General features: G+C 71.5%; 13 protein-coding genes. 7 read left to right on the forward strand and 6 right to left on the reverse strand.

Features of this window, described 5'->3' with window-relative positions; all coding sequences use genetic code 11:
- The first annotated feature begins 344 nt into the window (after positions 1-344).
- The 5 genes from ACH34T_RS23965 to ACH34T_RS23985 all read left to right on the forward strand — a co-directional run bounded on the left by ACH34T_RS23965 (position 345) and on the right by ACH34T_RS23985 (position 6,154).
- On the forward strand, positions 345-1,175 hold the full coding sequence (locus tag ACH34T_RS23965; protein ID WP_396023137.1) for a hypothetical protein: 831 nt from the start codon (positions 345-347) through the stop codon (positions 1,173-1,175).
- A gap of 12 nt (positions 1,176-1,187) precedes the next feature.
- Positions 1,188-3,212: a fumarate reductase/succinate dehydrogenase flavoprotein subunit gene (locus ACH34T_RS23970; RefSeq protein ID WP_396023138.1), complete on the forward strand. Its 2,025-nt coding sequence runs from the start codon at positions 1,188-1,190 to the stop codon at positions 3,210-3,212.
- Positions 3,209-3,979, forward strand: a complete 771-nt coding sequence (locus ACH34T_RS23975) for a succinate dehydrogenase/fumarate reductase iron-sulfur subunit (protein ID WP_396023139.1) — start codon at positions 3,209-3,211, stop codon at positions 3,977-3,979. The genes ACH34T_RS23970 and ACH34T_RS23975 overlap by 4 nt, the downstream gene beginning before the upstream one ends.
- 362 nt (positions 3,980-4,341) lie before the next feature.
- Entirely contained in the window at positions 4,342-5,040 is a 699-nt protein-coding gene (locus ACH34T_RS23980; protein WP_396023140.1) for a Crp/Fnr family transcriptional regulator, read from the forward strand.
- Positions 5,041-5,143: 103 nt separating this feature from the next.
- Entirely contained in the window at positions 5,144-6,154 is a 1,011-nt protein-coding gene (locus ACH34T_RS23985; RefSeq protein WP_396023141.1) for a LysR family transcriptional regulator, read from the forward strand.
- Positions 6,155-6,199: 45 nt separating this feature from the next.
- Here the strand turns inward: ACH34T_RS23985 and ACH34T_RS23990 are convergent, their stop codons facing one another.
- The 5 genes from ACH34T_RS23990 to ACH34T_RS24010 all read right to left on the reverse strand — a co-directional run bounded on the left by ACH34T_RS23990 (position 6,200) and on the right by ACH34T_RS24010 (position 11,753).
- Positions 6,200-6,946, reverse strand: coding sequence for an arginase family protein (locus tag ACH34T_RS23990; protein ID WP_396023143.1), 747 nt, complete (start codon positions 6,944-6,946; stop codon positions 6,200-6,202).
- Between the two features lie 10 nt (positions 6,947-6,956).
- Positions 6,957-7,715, reverse strand: a complete 759-nt coding sequence (locus ACH34T_RS23995; RefSeq protein WP_396023144.1) for a succinate dehydrogenase/fumarate reductase iron-sulfur subunit — start codon at positions 7,713-7,715, stop codon at positions 6,957-6,959.
- Positions 7,712-9,649 (reverse strand): fumarate reductase/succinate dehydrogenase flavoprotein subunit, encoded by a 1,938-nt coding sequence (locus tag ACH34T_RS24000; RefSeq protein ID WP_396023323.1) that lies wholly within the window; start codon positions 9,647-9,649, stop codon positions 7,712-7,714. The genes ACH34T_RS23995 and ACH34T_RS24000 overlap by 4 nt, the downstream gene beginning before the upstream one ends.
- Positions 9,650-9,651: 2 nt before the next feature.
- A complete protein-coding gene (locus tag ACH34T_RS24005) occupies positions 9,652-10,341 on the reverse strand; it encodes a succinate dehydrogenase cytochrome b subunit (RefSeq protein ID WP_396023145.1) in 690 nt (229 codons plus the stop codon).
- A 182-nt stretch (positions 10,342-10,523) separates the two neighbouring features.
- The gene (locus ACH34T_RS24010; protein ID WP_396023146.1) at positions 10,524-11,753 is read right to left on the reverse strand and encodes a PP2C family protein-serine/threonine phosphatase; all 1,230 of its coding nucleotides are present in this window, start codon (positions 11,751-11,753) and stop codon (positions 10,524-10,526) included.
- A gap of 303 nt (positions 11,754-12,056) precedes the next feature.
- Here ACH34T_RS24010 and ACH34T_RS24015 point away from each other — a divergent pair, with 303 nt between their 5' ends.
- Positions 12,057-13,763, forward strand: a complete 1,707-nt coding sequence (locus ACH34T_RS24015) for an ABC transporter transmembrane domain-containing protein (RefSeq protein ID WP_396023147.1) — start codon at positions 12,057-12,059, stop codon at positions 13,761-13,763.
- Positions 13,760-15,487 (forward strand): ABC transporter ATP-binding protein, encoded by a 1,728-nt coding sequence (locus ACH34T_RS24020; protein WP_396023148.1) that lies wholly within the window; start codon positions 13,760-13,762, stop codon positions 15,485-15,487. The genes ACH34T_RS24015 and ACH34T_RS24020 overlap by 4 nt, the downstream gene beginning before the upstream one ends.
- 12 nt (positions 15,488-15,499) lie before the next feature.
- Here ACH34T_RS24020 and ACH34T_RS24025 read toward each other — a convergent pair whose 3' ends face one another.
- Positions 15,500-17,593 carry a prolyl oligopeptidase family serine peptidase gene (locus tag ACH34T_RS24025; RefSeq protein WP_396023149.1) on the reverse strand — a complete coding sequence of 698 codons (2,094 nt, stop codon included), beginning with the start codon at positions 17,591-17,593 and terminating at the stop codon, positions 15,500-15,502.
- Positions 17,594-17,595: the final 2 nt, after the last annotated feature.

The following is a 17,595-nucleotide window of genomic DNA, read 5'->3' on the forward strand; positions in this document are numbered from 1 at the left end:
CTGGTTATGGATGACGGGCGGTGTCCGGGCGCCGTTCGGACGCTAAAGTCTGTGGTCAGACTCACATGCGGGTTCCCCCTGTTATGTATGTCACAGCTCCCGTCAGGTGGCGTAAGGTCGCTTCGCTAGAAGCGCACACGAGGCGTCACCGCCCGCATGCGGCACGGTCTCCGGCCGCCGTCTGCGGCTTCGGCCGGGGCGCACGGTTCAGGCATACGGGCCAACGGTTCAGGCATACGGCCGAGGGTCCGGTTCCAGGGGCGACGGCCGGGCGGCGACGGACGCGTGGATGCGCGCAGACCGTGATACGGGGACACGACGACCCGAGCTCAGGAGAGCGATCGATGAGCACTGTGGAGGCGCCGGCCAAGTCGCGCGCCCAGATCAAGGAACGCACGCTCCGGAAGGACAACTGGCGCCTGTATCCGGTCACGACCTTCGTGATCTTCACCGCGTGGGTGGTGTACGCGACCGTCCGGGCCTTCTGGGGCTCCGCTTTCTACGTCCCGGAGTTCCATTACCTGACGCCGTTCTACTCGCCGTGTTTCAACGAGATCTGCAACAACGTGACGGTGGACGGCCACACGGGCAATGCGGCGGAGTTCGGGACGTTCCTGCCGGAGTCCACCCGGGGCTGGATTCCCTTCGCGGCGATCTCGCTGCCGTTCCTGCTGCTGTTCCGCCTTACCTGCTACTACTACCGCAAGGCGTACTACCGCTCGTTCTGGGCGTCGCCGTCCGCGTGCGCCGTCAAGGAGCCGCACGGCAAGTACACCGGCGAGCGGCGCTTCCCGCTGATCGCGCAGAACCTGCACCGCTACTTCTGGCTCGCGGCCGTCCTCATCTCGCTCGTCAACACCTACGACGCGATCCTCGCCTTCCACGGCGAGGACGGCGGGTTCGGCATCGGGCTCGGCACGCTCATCCTGGTCGCCAACGTGGTCCTGCTCTGGCTGTACACCCTGTCGTGCCACTCGTGCCGGCACATCGTCGGCGGGCAGTTGAAGAACTTCTCCAAGCACCCCCTCCGCTACAAGATGTGGGGCTGGGTGTCCAAGATCAACGAGCGGCACGGCACGTACGCGCTGATCACCCTGGGCTCGCTGGTGGCCGCCGACCTGTACGTCGCGCTCGTCGCCAGCGAGACCATCTCCGACCTGCGTATCTTCAACTGAGGCCAAGGAATCATGACTGAGATCGAGAGGCACTCGTACGACGTCGTGGTCATCGGTGCCGGCGGCGCCGGGCTGCGCGCGGCGATCGAGGCGCGCCTCCAGGGCAAGAAGACCGCGATCATCTCCAAGTCGCTGTTCGGCAAGGCCCACACGGTGATGGCCGAGGGCGGCGCCGCCGCCGCGATGGGCAACGTCAACGCCAACGACAACTGGATGGTCCACTTCCGCGACACCATGCGCGGCGGCAAGTTCATGAACAGCTGGCGGATGGCGGAGCTGCACGCCAAGGAGGCCCCGGACCGCATCTGGGAGCTGGAGCACTGGGGCGCGCTGTTCGACCGCACCAAGGACGGCAAGATCAGCCAGCGCAACTTCGGCGGCCACGAGTACCCGCGGCTCGCCCACGTCGGCGACCGGACGGGCCTGGAGCTGATCCGCACCACCCAGCAGAAGGTCGTCGCGCTCCAGCAGCAGGACCGCGCCGAGCACGGCGACTACGAGGCCCGGCTGAAGGTCTGGGCCGAGACGACGGTGACGCGGCTGCTGAAGGACGCCGACGGCAACATCTGCGGCGCGTTCGGCTACGTCCGCGAGACCGGCAAGTTCGTCGTGTTCGAGGCGCCCGCCGTGGTGCTCGCGACCGGCGGCATCGGCAAGGCGTTCAAGGTCACGTCCAACTCCTGGGAGTACACCGGGGACGGGCACGCGCTGGCCCTGCTGGCCGGCGGGACGCTGCTGAACATGGAGTTCGTGCAGTTCCACCCGACGGGGATGGTCTGGCCGCCGTCCGTCAAGGGCATCCTCGTGACCGAGTCGGTGCGCGGCGACCGCGGCGTCCTCAGGAACTCCGAGGGCAAGCGGTTCATGTTCAACTACATCCCCGAGGTGTTCAAGAACCAGTACGCGACCACCGAGGAGGAGGGCGACCGCTGGTACGACGACCCGGAGAACAACAAGCGCCCGCCTGAGCTGCTGCCGCGCGACGAGGTCGCGCGCGCGATCAACTCCGAGGTCAAGGCGGGCCGGGGCTCGCCGCACGGCGGCGTGTTCCTCACCGTCGTCGACCGGATGCCGGGCGGCGCCGCCGAGATCGTCAAGCGGCTGCCGTCGATGTACCACCAGTTCAAGGAGCTGGCGGACGTCGACATCACCAAGGAGGCGATGGAGGTCGGCCCGACCTGCCACTACGTGATGGGCGGGGTGGAGGTCGACCCCGACACCGGGGCCGCGCTGGTGCCGGGACTGTTCGCGGCGGGCGAGGTCTCCGGCGGCATGCACGGGTCGAACCGGCTCGGCGGCAACTCGCTGTCCGACCTGCTGGTCTTCGGACGGCGGGCGGGGCTGGGCGCGTCCGAGTACGTGGACGCGCTGCCCGCGCGTCCCGCCGTCCCGGACGCGGAGGTCGAGGCCGCCGCCGCGGAGGCGCTGGCGCCGTTCGAGCGGGAGGGCGGCGAGAACCCGTACGCCGTCCACGCCGAGCTGCAGCAGACGATGAACGAGCTGGTCGGCATCATCCGCAAGGAGGGGGAGCTGGAGCAGGCGATCGAGTCGCTCGTCAAGCTCCGCGAGCGGGTCGCGAACGTGAGCGTCGAGCCGGTCGCGGTCAACGACGGCCGCGGCTACCACCCGGGCTGGCACCTCGCGCTCGACCTGCGCAACATGCTGCTGGTGTCGGAGGCGGTCGCGAAGGCGGCGCTGGAGCGGCAGGAGAGCCGCGGCGGCCACACCCGCGACGACTACCCGCAGATGTCCGCGGACTGGCGGAAGGTCAACCTGGTCTGCTCGCTGGCCGGCGACCCGTCGTCCCCGCACGTCGCGCTGAGGCGGCAGGCGATGGAGCCGATGCGCGCCGACCTGCTCGAACTGTTCGACAACGACGAGCTGAAGAAGTACCTGACCGCCGAGGAGCTGCCGGCGGGCCTCGCCGAGGAGGCCAAGACCGAGGCGGCCGAGGCGGCCGCCGGTTCGGGCGCGACCGCGGCGGCGGCCAAGGCCGATGCGGGCGACGGCAAGGACGACGAGGAGGACGGCCGATGAGCTACGAGGCCAAGTTCAAGGTCTGGCGCGGCGACGACGGCGACGGCGAGCTCACCGACTACACCGTCGAGGTCAACGAGGGCGAGGTCGTCCTCGACATCATCCACCGGCTGCAGGCCACGCAGGCCCCCGACCTCGCCGTCCGGTGGAACTGCAAGGCGGGCAAGTGCGGCTCCTGTTCCGCGGAGATCAACGGCATGCCGCGGCTGCTGTGCATGACCCGGATGTCGACGTTCGACCCGGCCGAGACGGTCACGGTCACGCCGGTCCGCACGTTCCCCGTCATCCGCGACCTCGTGACGGACGTGTCGTACAACTACCAGAAGGCCCGGGAGATCCCGTCCTTCGACCCGGGTGACGCCAAGCCGGGCGAGCTGCGCATGCAGCAGGTGGACGTGGAGCGCTCGCAGGAGTTCCGCAAGTGCATCGAGTGCTTCCTGTGCCAGAACGTGTGCCACGTGATCCGCGACCATGAGGAGAACAAGGCCGACTTCTCCGGCCCGCGCTTCCTGATGCGGATCGGCGAGCTGGAGATGCACCCGGCGGACGTCGCGGACCGGCGCGAGATCGCGGCGAAGGACCACGGGCTCGGGTTCTGCAACATCACCAAGTGCTGCACCGAGGTCTGCCCCGAGCACATCAAGATCACTGACAATGCGCTGATCCCGATGAAGGAGCGGGTCGTCGGCCGCAAGTACGACCCGGTGGTGTGGCTCGGCAGCAAGCTCGGCATCGTCAAGAAGGGCCAGGACACGCCGTCCGCCTGACGGCCTGTGCGCCTGACGGCCCGTGCGGTTGACGGCCCGTCCGGCCGCCGGTCGAGGTTCTCGCGAGCGTCCCCCGCCGCCCCGCGCGACGGGGGACGTTCGCGCTACCGCCACACGTGAACGATGCTCTGGCATGCGTCGTCCCCGTTTCGCGACGGGCGGCGTGCCCCCGGGCCGCCGCCCGTCGTTCCGCCGTTCCCCTGAACGCGGAGGACGCTGGGTGGCCTCCCGGCCGCACACGCCAAGAGCAACCCTCGCCCGCCCCCGGCGCATTGAATAGGGATTAGTGCACACAACGCGTGATTGAACCGTGATTGTTTTTCGGGGCCACGGGAAGCCCGGATCCCTTTAGCGTGGTGGGCATGAGCGCCCTCGAACCGGGCTCGTTCCTTGCCGATCTCACTCGGGCGGAACGCGAGGACCTGGAGTCACGTGGCCGCGTCCGCGATTTCGAACGGGGGGACACGCTCTTCGTCGAGGGGGAGGAGCCCGGCTGGGTCGCCGTCCTGCTGAAGGGCCGGGTGAAGGCGTTCTCCTACCGTGAGCAGGGCGGCGAGGCCCTGCTCGCGGTGCGCGGCCCTGGCGCGCTGCTCGGCGAGGTCGCCGCGATCGACGGGCTGCCCCGGTCCGCGTCGGTGGCGGCGCTGGAGCCGGTGCGGGCGCTCGCCGTCACGGCGGACGAGTTCATGGCGTTCCTCCAGGCGCACGGCCGCGTCTCCATCATCATCATGCGGATGCTGTGCCAGCGGTGGCGCGACGCCGACCGCAAGCGCGCCGAGTTCGGCATGTTCGACGCCACCGGACGCGTCGCGCAGCGCCTCGTCGAGCTGGCCGAGCGGTTCGGCGTGCCGTACGAGCGGCGGACGGGCCCGGGGGCGGGCGGCCAGAGCGTCCGCATCACGTTGAACCTGTCGCAGGAGGAGCTGGCCGGGTGGGTCGGCGCGTCCCGCGAGGCGGTCAGCAAGGCGCTGCGCACGCTGCGCGCGCACGGCTGGATCGAGACGGGACGGCGGCGGCTGATCGTCCACGACCTCCAGGCCCTGCGCCGCCACGCCCGCTAGCCGCCACGCCCGCCAGCCGCCACGCCCGCCAGCGTGACCCGGATCGGCGCAGGCGGGACGGCGGGTGCGGGCGGGCGGACGGGCGGCACGTAATCTGTGCAGGATGCAGTTGCAGCAGCTCGCCTACTTCGTCGCGGTCGCGGAGGTACGCCACTTCACGCAGGCCGCCGAGCTCCTGCGGGTGGCGCAGCCTTCGCTGTCCAAGCAGATCCGCGCGCTGGAGACGGAGCTGAACGTCTCCCTGTTCAGCCGCGCCAGGGGCAACATCACCCTGACGCCCGCCGGTGAGGCCCTGCTGCCGCTGGCCAAACGCATCCTCGCCGACGTCGACACCGCGCGCCTGGAAGTGCAAGAGCTGGTCGGGTTGAAACGTGGGCGGGTGCGGCTGGGCGCTACACCGTCCCTCTGCGCGGGCCTTCTCGCGGACGTTCTGCGCCGCTTCCACGACGCCTACCCGGGGATTCAGCTCCTCGTCGAAGAGGGAGGCTCGCGGGACCTCGTCCGGGAGCTGACCCGCGGGTCGCTGGACATGGCGCTGGTCATCCTCCCGCTGCACGGTGACCCGCCCCTGGACACGACCCCGATCCTGCGCGAACACCTCGTCGTGGCCTCTCCGGCGGGGCCGTCCGAAACGGAGCGGGGCGTCCCGGAGCGGTCGCTGAAGGCGGCGAAGCTGCCGCGCCGCCCGTTTCTGCGCATCGAAGATCTGCGGAACCGTCCGCTGGTGATGTTCCGTCCGGGATACGACCTGCGGGAGGCGACCATCAGCGCGTGCCGCGCCGCCGGGTTCGAGCCCAGGTTCGCGGTGGAGGGCGGCGAGATGGACGCCGTGCTGCGGTTCGTCGAGGTCGGGCTCGGTATCGCGGTCGTCCCGAGCATGGTCCTGTCCGGACGGCCAGGACTGCGCGGCACGCCCCTCGTCCTGCCCGACGAGGAGGCGCGGCGCGGCCGTCACGGCCCGGGCCTCCTCCGGACGGTCGCGCTCGCGCACCGCAAGGACGTCGAGCTCACCCACGCGGCGCGCGCCTTCCAGGAGACCCTGCAGACGTTCCTCGTCGAGGCGGGCCTCGCCGGAAGCCTCCCCGCGGGCGTCGAGACCCTCGTCCACGGCTAGCGGCCGCGCTGCCCGCGCCGCTGGTCAGGCGGACAGGGCCGCTGGTCAGGCGGACAGGAGGGCGTTCAGGAGGCGGGCGCGGACGGTGGTGTCGTCGCCTTCGGGCGGGTGCCAGGGGCAGGCGATGTCCAGGGCGGCGACGCGGCCGGTGGCCAGGACGCGGCGGACGGACGCCAGCACGGCCCCGGTCGACGGGCCGCCGCCGACCGGGTACTTCAGGCCCGGCAGCTCGTCCTTGTCGATCACGTCCACGTCGATGTGGAGGAGGAGCGGGCCGCCGGGGAGGACGACGTCGTCCACCGGGCAGTGCCGCACCTTCGACGTGGCCAGGAAGTCCTCCTCGCCCGGGTCGAGGTCGCGGGCGTCCACCAGGACGGCGCGCTCCTCGGGCAGCGGGCGGAGTCCGATGCGGTCGGCGAGGAGTTCGGGATGGTCGCCGACGATCTGCCGCAGCGGCATCCCGCCGATGTACCCGGACGTGGAGCTCTCCAGGGAGTGGATGTCGCCGTGCGCGTCGAACCAGATGACGGACGCGTCCACGCCCGCGCGCTGCACGCCCGCGAGGACGGCCTCGGCGACCAGGCAGTCACCGGACACCACCGACGGCGTCGTCCCGCCGGAGACCTGGTCGGCGACCTCGGCGGAGACGAGTTCGTAGAGCGCGGCGACGCGCGTCCAGACGTCGCCGTCCGGCAGTTCGCGCGTCACCGGGATGACGTCGAGGCCGGGGAGGGGGAAGGAGGCGTCGGGCAGTCGTTCGTCCTGGTGGTAGGGGACCAGTGTGACCGTCATGCCTTCCACACTAGGAGACGTGCCGCCTTCCGCCCGCGGTCGCTTTCAGGTAGTCGTGGTTGAGGCGGCCGATGACGTCGAGGGGGATGCCCTTCGGGCAGGCCGCGGTGCATTCGCCGGTGTTGGTGCAGCCGCCGAAGCCCTCCTCGTCGTGCGTGCCGAGCATGGACACGACCCGGTCCCAGCGTTCCGGCTGGCCCTGCGGCATCAGCCCGAGGTGGGTGACCTTGGCGCCGAGGAACAGGGCGGCGGAGCCGTTGGGGCAGGCCGCGACGCACGCGCCGCAGCCGATGCACTCGGCGGCCTCGAACGCCTGGTCGGCGTCCGGCTTCGGGACGGGCGTCGCGTGCGCCTCGGGGGCGGTGCCGGTCGGGGCGGTGATGAAGCCGCCCGCCTGGATGATCCGGTCGAACGCCGAACGGTCGACGACCAGGTCCTTCACCACGGGGAACGCCGCGGCGCGCCACGGCTCGACGTCGATGACCTCGCCGTCCTCGAACTTGCGCATGTGGAGCTGGCAGGTGGTCGTGTTGCGCTCCGGGCCGTGCGGGGTGCCGTTGATGACGAGCGAGCACATTCCGCAGATGCCCTCGCGGCAGTCGTGGTCGAACGCGACGGGCTCGTCGCCGGACGCGATGAGCTTCTCGTTGAGGACGTCCAGCATTTCCAGGAACGACGCGTCGGGGGAGATGCCGTCGAGCTCGTACTCGACCATCGCGCCCTTGTCGTCCGGGCCGCTCTGGCGCCAGACGCGCAGTGTGAGCTTCACTTGTACGACCTCTGACTCGGCTTGACGTATTCGAAGTTCAGCGCTTCCTTGTGCAGGACGGGCCTTTCGTGTTCCCCCGCCCATTCCCAGGCGGCGACGTAGGCGAAGTTGTCGTCGTCGCGCTTGGCCTCGCCGTCCTCGTCCTGGCTTTCGGCGCGGAAATGGCCGCCGCAGGACTCGGTGCGGTGCAGCGCGTCGACGACCATCAGCTCGGCCAGCTCGAAGAAGTCGGCGACGCGTCCGGCCTTTTCCAGCTGCTGGTTGAGCTCTTCGCCCTTGCCGGTGACCTTGACGCGCTCCCAGAATTCGGCGTGCAGCGCGGGGATGAGGTCGAGTGCCTTGCGCAGCCCTTCCTCGGCGCGTTCCATGCCGCAGTACTCCCACATGATGTGGCCGAGTTCGCGGTGGAACGAGTCGACGGAGCGGTCGCCGTCGACGGCCAGCAGCCTGTCGATGCGCGCCCGCACCCTGTCTTCGGCCTCGGTGACGGCGGTGTCGGCGACCGGCTGGAGCGGGTTGCGGGCGATGTAGTCGCCGATGGTGTTGGGGAGGACGAAGTAGCCGTCCGCCAGGCCCTGCATCAGCGCGGACGCGCCGAGCCGGTTCGCGCCGTGGTCGGAGAAGTTCGCCTCGCCGATGACGAACAAGCCGGGGATAGTCGATTCCAGGTCGTAGTCGACCCACAGGCCGCCCATCGTGTAATGGACGGCGGGATAAATGCGCATTGGCGTGTCGTACGGGTTCTCGCCGGTGATGCGCTCGTACATCTCGAAGAGGTTGCCGTACTTGGCCTCGACCTTGTCCCGGCCGAGCCGCTCGATCGCGTCGGCGAAGTCGAGGTAGACGCCGAGCCCGCCGGGGCCGACGCCGCGTCCTTCGTCGCACACGTTCTTCGCCGCGCGGGACGCGATATCGCGCGGGACGAGATTGCCGAACGACGGGTAGACGCGCTCCAGGTAATAGTCGCGCTCGTCCTCGGGAATGTCGCCGGGACGCCGGGTGTCGCCGCCTTTCTTCGGCACCCACACGCGGCCGTCGTTGCGCAGCGACTCCGACATCAGCGTCAGCTTGGACTGGTGGTCGCCGCTGACCGGGATGCACGTCGGGTGGATCTGCGTGTAGCACGGGTTGGCGAAAAGCGCGCCGTGCCGGTGGGCGCGCCAGGACGCGGTGACGTTCGAGCCCATCGCGTTGGTGGACAGGAAGTACACGTTGCCGTAGCCACCGGACGCCAGTACTACGGCGTCCGCCGTGTAGTGCTTGATCTCGCCGTTGATGAGGTTCCGGACGACGACTCCGCGCGCGCGCCCGTCCTCCATGATGAGGTCGAGCATCTCGTGGCGCGGGTACAGCTCGACGTTGCCCGCGTCCACCTGCCGCATCAGCGCCTGGTACGCGCCGAGCAGCAGCTGCTGGCCCGTCTGGCCGCGCGCGTAGAAGGTGCGGGAGACCTGCGTCCCGCCGAACGAGCGGTTGTCGAGCAGGCCGCCGTACTCGCGGGCGAACGGGACGCCCTGCGCGACGCACTGGTCGATGATGGTGCGGGAGATGTCGGCGAGCCGGTGCACGTTCGACTCGCGGGACCGGAAGTCGCCGCCCTTGACCGTCTCGTAGAACAGCCGGTACACGCTGTCGCCGTCGTTGCGGTAGTTCTTCGCGGCGTTGATGCCGCCCTGCGCGGCGATGGAGTGGGCGCGGCGCGGCGAGTCCTGGAAGCAGAACTGGACGACGTGGTATCCGGCCTCGCCGAGCGTCGCCCCGGCGGAGCCGCCCGCGAGGCCCGTGCCGATGATGATGATCTTCTTCTTGCGCTTGTTGGCGGGGTTGACCTGCTTGGCCTCGAACTTGCGGGTCGTCCAGCGGTCCTCGATGGGGCCGGCCGGGGCCTTGCCGTCGGCGATCGGCTCGCCGGACGTGTAGAAGGCGTCGTTCATGTTCAGCTCACCCACCCGAACGTGATGGACAGGGGGACGGAGACGAAGCCGAGCGTGACCAGCCCGGCGACGGACGCGGAGAGCCCCCGCAGGGCCCGCTCGCGGCGCGGCGTGCGCAGCCCGAGCGTCTGGAACGCGCTCCAGACGCCGTGGTGCAGATGCAGGCCGACGAGCACGACCGCGAGGACGTACCAGACGGTGATGTACCAGCGGGACGGGTCGAAGTCGGCCACGACCCGCTCGTACGGGGTGGCGTCGGAGCCCTTGGGGTTCACGACGAGGAACGTCAGGTCCAGCAGGTGCCAGACGACGTACACGGCGATGATGACGCCGCCGTACCGCATCGTGCGTACGGCGTAGCCCTGCGCGTGCGACTTCTTCTTCGACTGGTACTTCACGGGCCGCGCGGCGGACGCGCGCCGTGCCAGCGACACCGCCGACCACATGTGCAGCACGACCGACACCCCGAGCACGACCTCGATCAGCGTCAGGACGGTGCGGCGCGGCACCGCGGGCTCGCCGAGCGTGCGCAGCCAGTGCGCGTAGTGGTTGAAGTCCTCCGCGCCGAAGAAGATCTTCAGGTTCCCGACCATGTGCGCGATCAGGTACGCGACGAGAACGCCGCCGGTCACGGCCATGACGGCCTTCTTGCCGACGGTCGACCGGTAGATCGCGGGTATCGCTATAGCCACACGGCGAACGCTACGACCGCCTCGGGTAAGAACTCCAAGTCATCGGAGCACTCGTTTCGATAGCCACAGGCTATGAGGAAAGCGGAACGGGCATCAAGCCCCTTCTGCGACAAACAGGCAGGTGAGTGACTTCACAGGACGTCCGGGAACCGGCCCGGAGAGTGACCTGAGCGACAGGGGCGTCAGCTTTGCCGGGACAGCAGAAGGACGGCCAGGTCGTCGGTCAGCGCGCCGCCGTTGAGACGTTCCACTTCGCCGACCAGCTCGTCGATGAGCGACCGTCCGGCGACGCCGCCGCCGCGCGCCGCCCGCGCCAGCCCGACGAGGCCGTCGGTGCCGAGCCGCTCGGAGCCCTCGCCGACCCGCCCCTCGATCAGGCCGTCGGTGTAGAGCAGCAGGCTCCACGACTCGCCGAGGTCGATCTCGGTCGTCGGCCACTCCGCGCCGGGCACCAGGCCGAGCGCGGGCCCGTGCGCGTACTCCGGCAGCGCCGCGACCTCGAAGCCGCCCGCCCCCGGGAATCCGGGCGTGGGCGGCTCGCGGAAGAGCAGCGGCGCGGGATGCCCGGCGAGGTGCATCCGGGCGGTCCGCCGGGACGGCGCGATCGTGATCATGCAGAGTGTGGTGAAGATCTCCTCGCTGCGCCGCTCGTGGCCGAGGACGGTGTCGAGGGTGCCGAGGAGCTGCTCGCCGGTGTGCCCGGCGAGCACGAGCGTCCGCCACGCCATCCGGAGCTGGACGCCGAGGGCCGCCTCGTCCGGGCCGTGGCCCGCGACGTCGCCGATCATCAGATGGACGGCGCCGCCCTCGGTCTGCACGGTGTCGTAGAAGTCGCCGCCGAGCAGCGCCCGCCGCCGTCCCGGACGGTAGCGGGTGTGGTGCCGCAGCGAAGGGTCGTCGATCAGCGGGACGGGCAGCAGGCCGCGCTCAAGCCGGGCGTTCTCGCGGCCGAGGATGCGGGCCTCGACCAGCCGCCGCTCGGTCTCCTCCGAACGCTTGCGCTCGATCGCGTAGCGGACGGCGCGGGCCAGCAGCGGCGCGTCGACCTCCTGCTTGACCAGGTAGTCCTCGGCTCCGGCGGCGACGGCCTGCACGCCGAGGTGCGCGTCGTCCAGCCCGGTGAGGACGACGACGGCCGCCGCCCCGGACAGCGCGAGCACCTGCCGCAGCCCCTCCAGCCGGTCGATGCCGGCGGTGGACAGGTCGACGAGGATGCACTGGGTGCGCCGCGTCAGCGTCCGCCGCGCGGTGGCGAGGTCGCCGGCGACCGCGATGCCGACGTCCAGGCCGCTCTCGGCGAGCATCTTCTCGACCATGAGGACGTCGGAGGGGTCGTCGTCGATGAGGAGCAGCTCGATCCTGTCCCCCGCCCCGGGCGTGAAGGAATGCGTCTGTCGGCTGATGGTGCTCACAAAAGGCTTCCGAAGTCGGGCTGGCGACGGCACTGGCAACGGCGTACACGGTCCGCTTTATTCCTGCGGCCGCAGGGGAGCGGAAGGGGCCGCGCCGGGGGAGCGGCATTGGCCTAGCCGCCGGGTTCCCGGCTCAAGGAGCGAGGGGAAGCGTCGCTCCGTTCGTTCGACCCTAGCGCGTCCGAACGGACTGGCGCACCCTAGGGGCGCATCCGAAGAGATGGTTGCGGACTGTCCGGAACCCGTCCGCGCCTGCTGAAAAACCAGTCGAACTTTGGACGATCGACCGCATAACCTTCGTCCGTGAAGCCGTTGCCGGAGAAAGATCCTGGCGGCCCTGACCACAGAACCCCAGCCCGTTTTCTGCTGTGGCTGCTGCGCGTCCAATGGCGCAGCTGCACCGGCGGCGCGCTGCTCGGCGTGCTGTGGATGCTCAGCCAGGCCCTGATGCCCGCCGCGATCGGCCGCGCCATCGGCGACGGCGTCGCGGCGCGGGACGAGCACGCCCTGCTGCTGTGGGGCGGCGTGCTGCTCGGCCTCGGCGTCGCGCAGGCGGTGACCGGCGCCCTCCGGCACCGGCTCGCCGTGTTCAACTGGCTGTCGGCGGCGTACCGGACGGTCCAGCTCGTCACCCGCCAGTCCACCCGCCTCGGCGGGACGCTGCCGAAGCGGCTGAGCGCGGGCGAGGTGGTCAGCATCGGCCTGTCGGACGTCTCGCACATCGGCGACACCCTGGACATCGTCTCCCGGGGGTCGGGCGCCGTGGTGGCCATCGTGGTCGTGGCGGGCATCCTGCTGTCGACGTCGCCGCCGCTCGGCCTGATCGTGCTGATCGGCGTCCCGCTGATCCTCGTGATCGCGGCGCCGCTGCTGCGTCCGTACCGGGACCGGGAGCTGGCGCACCGCGAGCTCGTCGGCGAGCTGAGCACGCACGCCACCGACTTGGTCTCCGGGCTGCGGGTGCTGCGCGGGATCGGCGGCGAGCCGCTGTTCTCCCGCCGCTACAGCGCCGAGTCGCAGCGGGTGCGGACGGCGGGGGTGGCGGCCGCGCGGGCGGAGACGCGGCTGAGCGGCGCCGAGGTGCTGCTCCCCGGCCTGCTGATCGCGCTGGTGACGTGGGTCGGCGCCCGCTTCGCCGTGAACGGGACGATCGGCGTCGGCGAGCTGGTCGCGTTCTACGGCTACGCCGTCTTCCTGATCGTCCCGCTGAAGACCCTCGGCGAGGCCGCCGGCAAGATCACCAAGGGGATGGTGGCGGCGGGCCGGGTCACCACGCTGTTGCAGCTCGACCCCGAGCTGCCCGCCGCGGGGACGGCCCGTCCGGCGGCGGGCGCGGAGCTGGTCGACATCGCGTCCGGGCTGGTCGTGCGGGCGGGACGGGTCACCGCGATCGCGGCGGGCGACCCGCGCGACGCGCAGGCGATCGCCGACCGGCTCGGCCGGTACGCGCCCGGCGAGGTCGACTTCGGCGGTGTCCCGTTGGCCGCCGTGGCGGACGTCCGCGAGCGGATCCTCGTCGCGGTGAACGAGGACCGGCTCTTCGCCGGGCCCCTGGCCGAGTCGCTCGCCCCGGACGGCGACGAGGCGACACTGCGTGCGGCGATCCATGCCGCATGCGCGGACGACATCGTCGAGTCCTCCGGACTGGACGGGCATGTGGCGGAGGCCGGGCGCGAGTTCTCCGGCGGCCAGCAACAGCGTCTTCGTCTAGCGCGGGCGCTCGCCGCAGACCCGGACGTCCTCGTCCTGGTGGAGCCCACCAGCGCCGTAGACGCGCACACCGAGGCGCGCATCGCCGACAGGCTCCGCCCAGCGCGCGCGGGACGCACCACCGTGATCTGCACGACGAGCCCGCTCATGCTGGACCGGGCCGACCACGTGGCCTTCGTCCACAAGGGCCAGATCGTCGCAGAAGGAACACACCGCGACCTGCTGGAGACGGAGCCGCGCTACGCGGCCACCGTCACCCGGGGGGAAGCGGCCGAACCAGCGGAAAGGGCGGGACGGTGAGCGCCGAGACACTCCCGGTCGCGACGCCCGCGCAGGTGCGCGCGTACGCGCGGCGCCTCGTCGTGCGGCATCCGCGCGACCTCGCCGTCGTCCTGGCCCTGCACGCGCTCGCGACCGTGACGGGCCTGGTGACGCCGTGGCTGCTCGGCGCGCTCGTCGAGGACGTCCGCGACGGCCGCGCCGACATCGACACGACCGGCCTCGCCATCGCCGGCTTCGTGATCGTGCAGGCCGTGCTGACCAGGTACGCCTATTTCGCGTCCGCGCGGCTGGGCGAGCGCGTGCTGGCGGAGCTGCGCGAGGAGTTCGTCGACCGCGTCCTGGCGCTGCCGCTGTCGAGGGTCGAGCGGGCGGGCACCGGCGACCTGGTCACCCGCGCGTCCCGGGACGTGGACACCCTCGCCACGTCCGTCCGGTACGCCATGCCGGAGACGCTCGTCGCCATCGTCGTCAGCGCGTTCACGGTCGGCGCGCTGCTGCTGAACGGCCCGCTCGTCGCGCTGCCCGCGCTGGTCGCCGTCCCGATGCTGTGGACGGTGATGCGCTGGTACCTGCCCCGCGCGCACGGCGGCTACCTGCGGGAGAACGAGGCCTGGTCGCAGATAGCGGACGGGCTGACCGAGACCGTCCAGGGCGCCAGGACGGTCGAGGCCCTCGGTCTCGCCGACCGCCGCCACGCCCGCGGCGACGCCGACATCGCCCGCTCGTACAAGGCCGAGCGGTACACGCTGCGGCTGCGCATGGTGCTGTTCCCGGTCGCCGAGTTCGGCTTCGTGCTGCCCGTCGCGACGACCCTGGTGGTCGGCGGCTTCCTCTACATCCACGACATGGCGTCGCTCGCGCAGGTGACCGCGGCGACCCTGTACGCGCAGCAGCTGATCGAGCCGGTGGACACCCTGCTGTCCTGGCTGGACGAGCTACAACTAGGCGGCGCGTCCCTGGCCCGCATCCTGGGCGTCGGCACCGTCCCGCCAGACCGGACGCCGAACGGGCGCAGGCCGGAGGGGGAGCGGCTCACGGCCCGTGACGTGCGCTACGCCTACCGGCCGGGACAGGACGTCCTGCACGGCGTCGACCTCGACCTGAGACCCGGTGAACGGCTCGCCATGGTCGGGCCGAGCGGCGCGGGCAAGTCGACGCTCGGCCGCCTGCTCGCCGGAGTGGACGGCCCGCGCTCCGGCGCGGTCACGGTCGGCATGGACGGCGGCGTGCCGCTCGTCGAGCTGCCGCTGGACGAGCTGCGCGGCCACGTCGCCCTGGTCACGCAGGAGCATCACGTGTTCCGCGGGACGCTCCGCGAGAACCTCGTGATGGCCCGTCCGGGCGCGTCCGACGCCGACGTCGAGCGGGTCCTCGCGGCGGTCGACTGGGACGGGCCCGGCCTCGACACCGGCGTCGGCTCGGGCGGCGACACGCTGTCGCCCGCGCAGGCGCAGCAGCTCGCGCTGGCGCGGCTCGTCCTCGCCGACCCGCACACGCTCGTCCTGGACGAGGCGACCTCGCTCCTCGACCCGCGCGCGGCCCGCCGCCTGGAGCGCTCGCTCGCCGCCGTCCTCGACGGCCGGACGGTCGTCGCGATCGCGCACCGCCTCCACACCGCCCACGACGCCGACCGCGTCGCCGTCGTCGAGGACGGCCGCATCACCGAACTCGGCACCCATGACGAACTCATCGCCGCGGACGGCTCCTACGCGGCGCTCTGGCGCTCCTGGCACGGCGCCTGAGCGCCGAGGAGGTCACCGGGTCAGGGCGGATTTCAGGAAGTCCACCTGGAGGTGCATCAGGTTCTCGGCGACGACCTCCTGCGGTGTCATGTGCGTGACGCCCGACAGGGGGAGGACGGTGTGCGGCCGTCCCGCCGCGAGCAGGGCCGACGACAGGCGCAGCGTGTGGGCCGCGACGACGTTGTCGTCCGCGAGACCATGGATGATCATGAGCGGGCGCTTCAGCTCCCCGGCCATCCCGATGAGGGAGTTGGCGGCGTAGTTCTCCGGCTCCTCGTCGGGGTGGCCCAGGTAGCGCTCGGTGTAGTGGGTGTCGTACAGGTGCCAGTCGGTGACCGGCGCGCCCGCGACACCGGCGTGGAACACGTCCGGGCGGCGGAGAACCGCGAGGGCCGCGAGCCAGCCGCCGAACGACCAGCCGCGGATGCCGACGCGGTCGAGGTCGAACGCGGCCTGGTTCCGGCGCGCCGCCTCGATCAGCGCGGTGATCTGGTCCTCCAGGACGGGCTCGACGAAGTCGCCGCGGACGGCGCGGTCCCAGTCGGGGCCGCGTCCCGGGGTGCCGCGGCCGTCCGCGATCACGACGGCGAAGCCCTGGTCGGCGAGCCACTGCGCCTCGCAGTACGCGCGCTGGACGGCGAGGACGCGCTGCGCGTGCGGCCCGCCGTAGGGGTCCATCAGGACGGGCAGGCGCCCGTCCCCCGGCCGCCACCCGGTCGGCAGCAGCACCGCCGTGCGGATCTCGCGGTCGCCGGACCGCAGCAGCTCCACCCGCGGCGTGATCACCGGCGTCTCGGCGAGCGACACGATCGGGTGGGTGCCGGACGGCGTCCGCACCTCGACCTCCGACCCTGGACGGTCCAGCCGCGCCCCCGCGACCACGGTGATCTCGCCGGACGCCGTCCCGCCGAAGACGCCTCGCCCCTCGGTGTGCCGGGCGACCTCGCCGTCGTTCCACGTGTACAGGTGGATCTCGGTGGGCTCCTCGGACGCGGCGAAAAGGATCGACCGGCCGTCCACACCGAGGACAGACCGGACTTGCAACCCGCCGGGCGTGACCGGCTCGCCGCCGACGGTGAGGCGCCGGGTCGCGGTCGCGCGGTCCTCGGTGACCCAGACGAGGTCGCCGCCGTCCGTCCGGGCGGGCAGGCCGGGGACGATGTCGGTCCACACCGGGTCGTGCTCGGTGTGCAGGAGGGTCGTCTCGCCGTTCGAGGGGTCGACGCTCAGCACCCGCTGGGACCGCTGGTCGCGGGGCTGGACGACGATCAGCAGCCCGTGCCGGTCCCACGCGGCCGTGACGACGTAGGGGAACTCGCCGCGGTCCCACGCCACGGCGGCCCGCGCGTCCGGCCGGTCGCTGTCGATCTTGAAGAGCACCAGCGACACCAGCGCGTTCGGGGTGCCCGCCGCCGGATAGGCGATCTCGGCGGGCGGCGACTCCGGGTTCGCCGGGTCGGCGATGTGCCAGCGCAGCACCGGCGTCTCGTCGACGCGGGCGGCCAGCAGCGTGGCGCCGTCCGGGGACCACCAGTGCCCGCGCATCCGGTCCATCTCCTCCGCCGCGACGAACTCGGCGAGGCCGTAGGAGACCTGCTCGGACTCCGGCTGGACGAGCGCCCGGTCTTCGGAGCCGTCCAGTTCGATCAGGCGCAGCGTCCGGCCCGACACGTACGCGATCCGGCGGCCCGCCGGGTCGGGGCGCGGGTCGAAGACGGGCTCCTGCGCGGGCAGCTCGCGGACGATCCCGGTGTCCAGATCGGCGACGTAGAGCCGTCCGGCCAGGGTGAAGGCGGCCTGCCGCATGGCCCGGTCGGTGGCGTAGCCGACGATGCCGCCCGCCTGCTCGCGGGCGCGCTCGCGCCTGGCCCGCTCCTCGGCGGGCAGGTTCTCCTCGCCGGGGACGTCGAGCGCCGCCGGGTCGGCCACGCACCGCTCCTCGCCGGTGCGGGTGTCCAGCGTCCACAGGCAGGTCACCGGATCGTCGCCCGCCCTGGTGCGCAGGAACGCGACCCGGGACTCGTCCGGGGCGATCTGGAAGGCGCGCGGGACGCCGAGGCTGAACCTTCGCGTGCGGGCGCTCTGCCGCGGATAGCTGATGCTCATGG

It is taken from the genome of Actinomadura sp. 9N215, assembly GCF_044326345.1.
Lineage (GTDB): Bacteria > Actinomycetota > Actinomycetes > Streptosporangiales > Streptosporangiaceae > Spirillospora.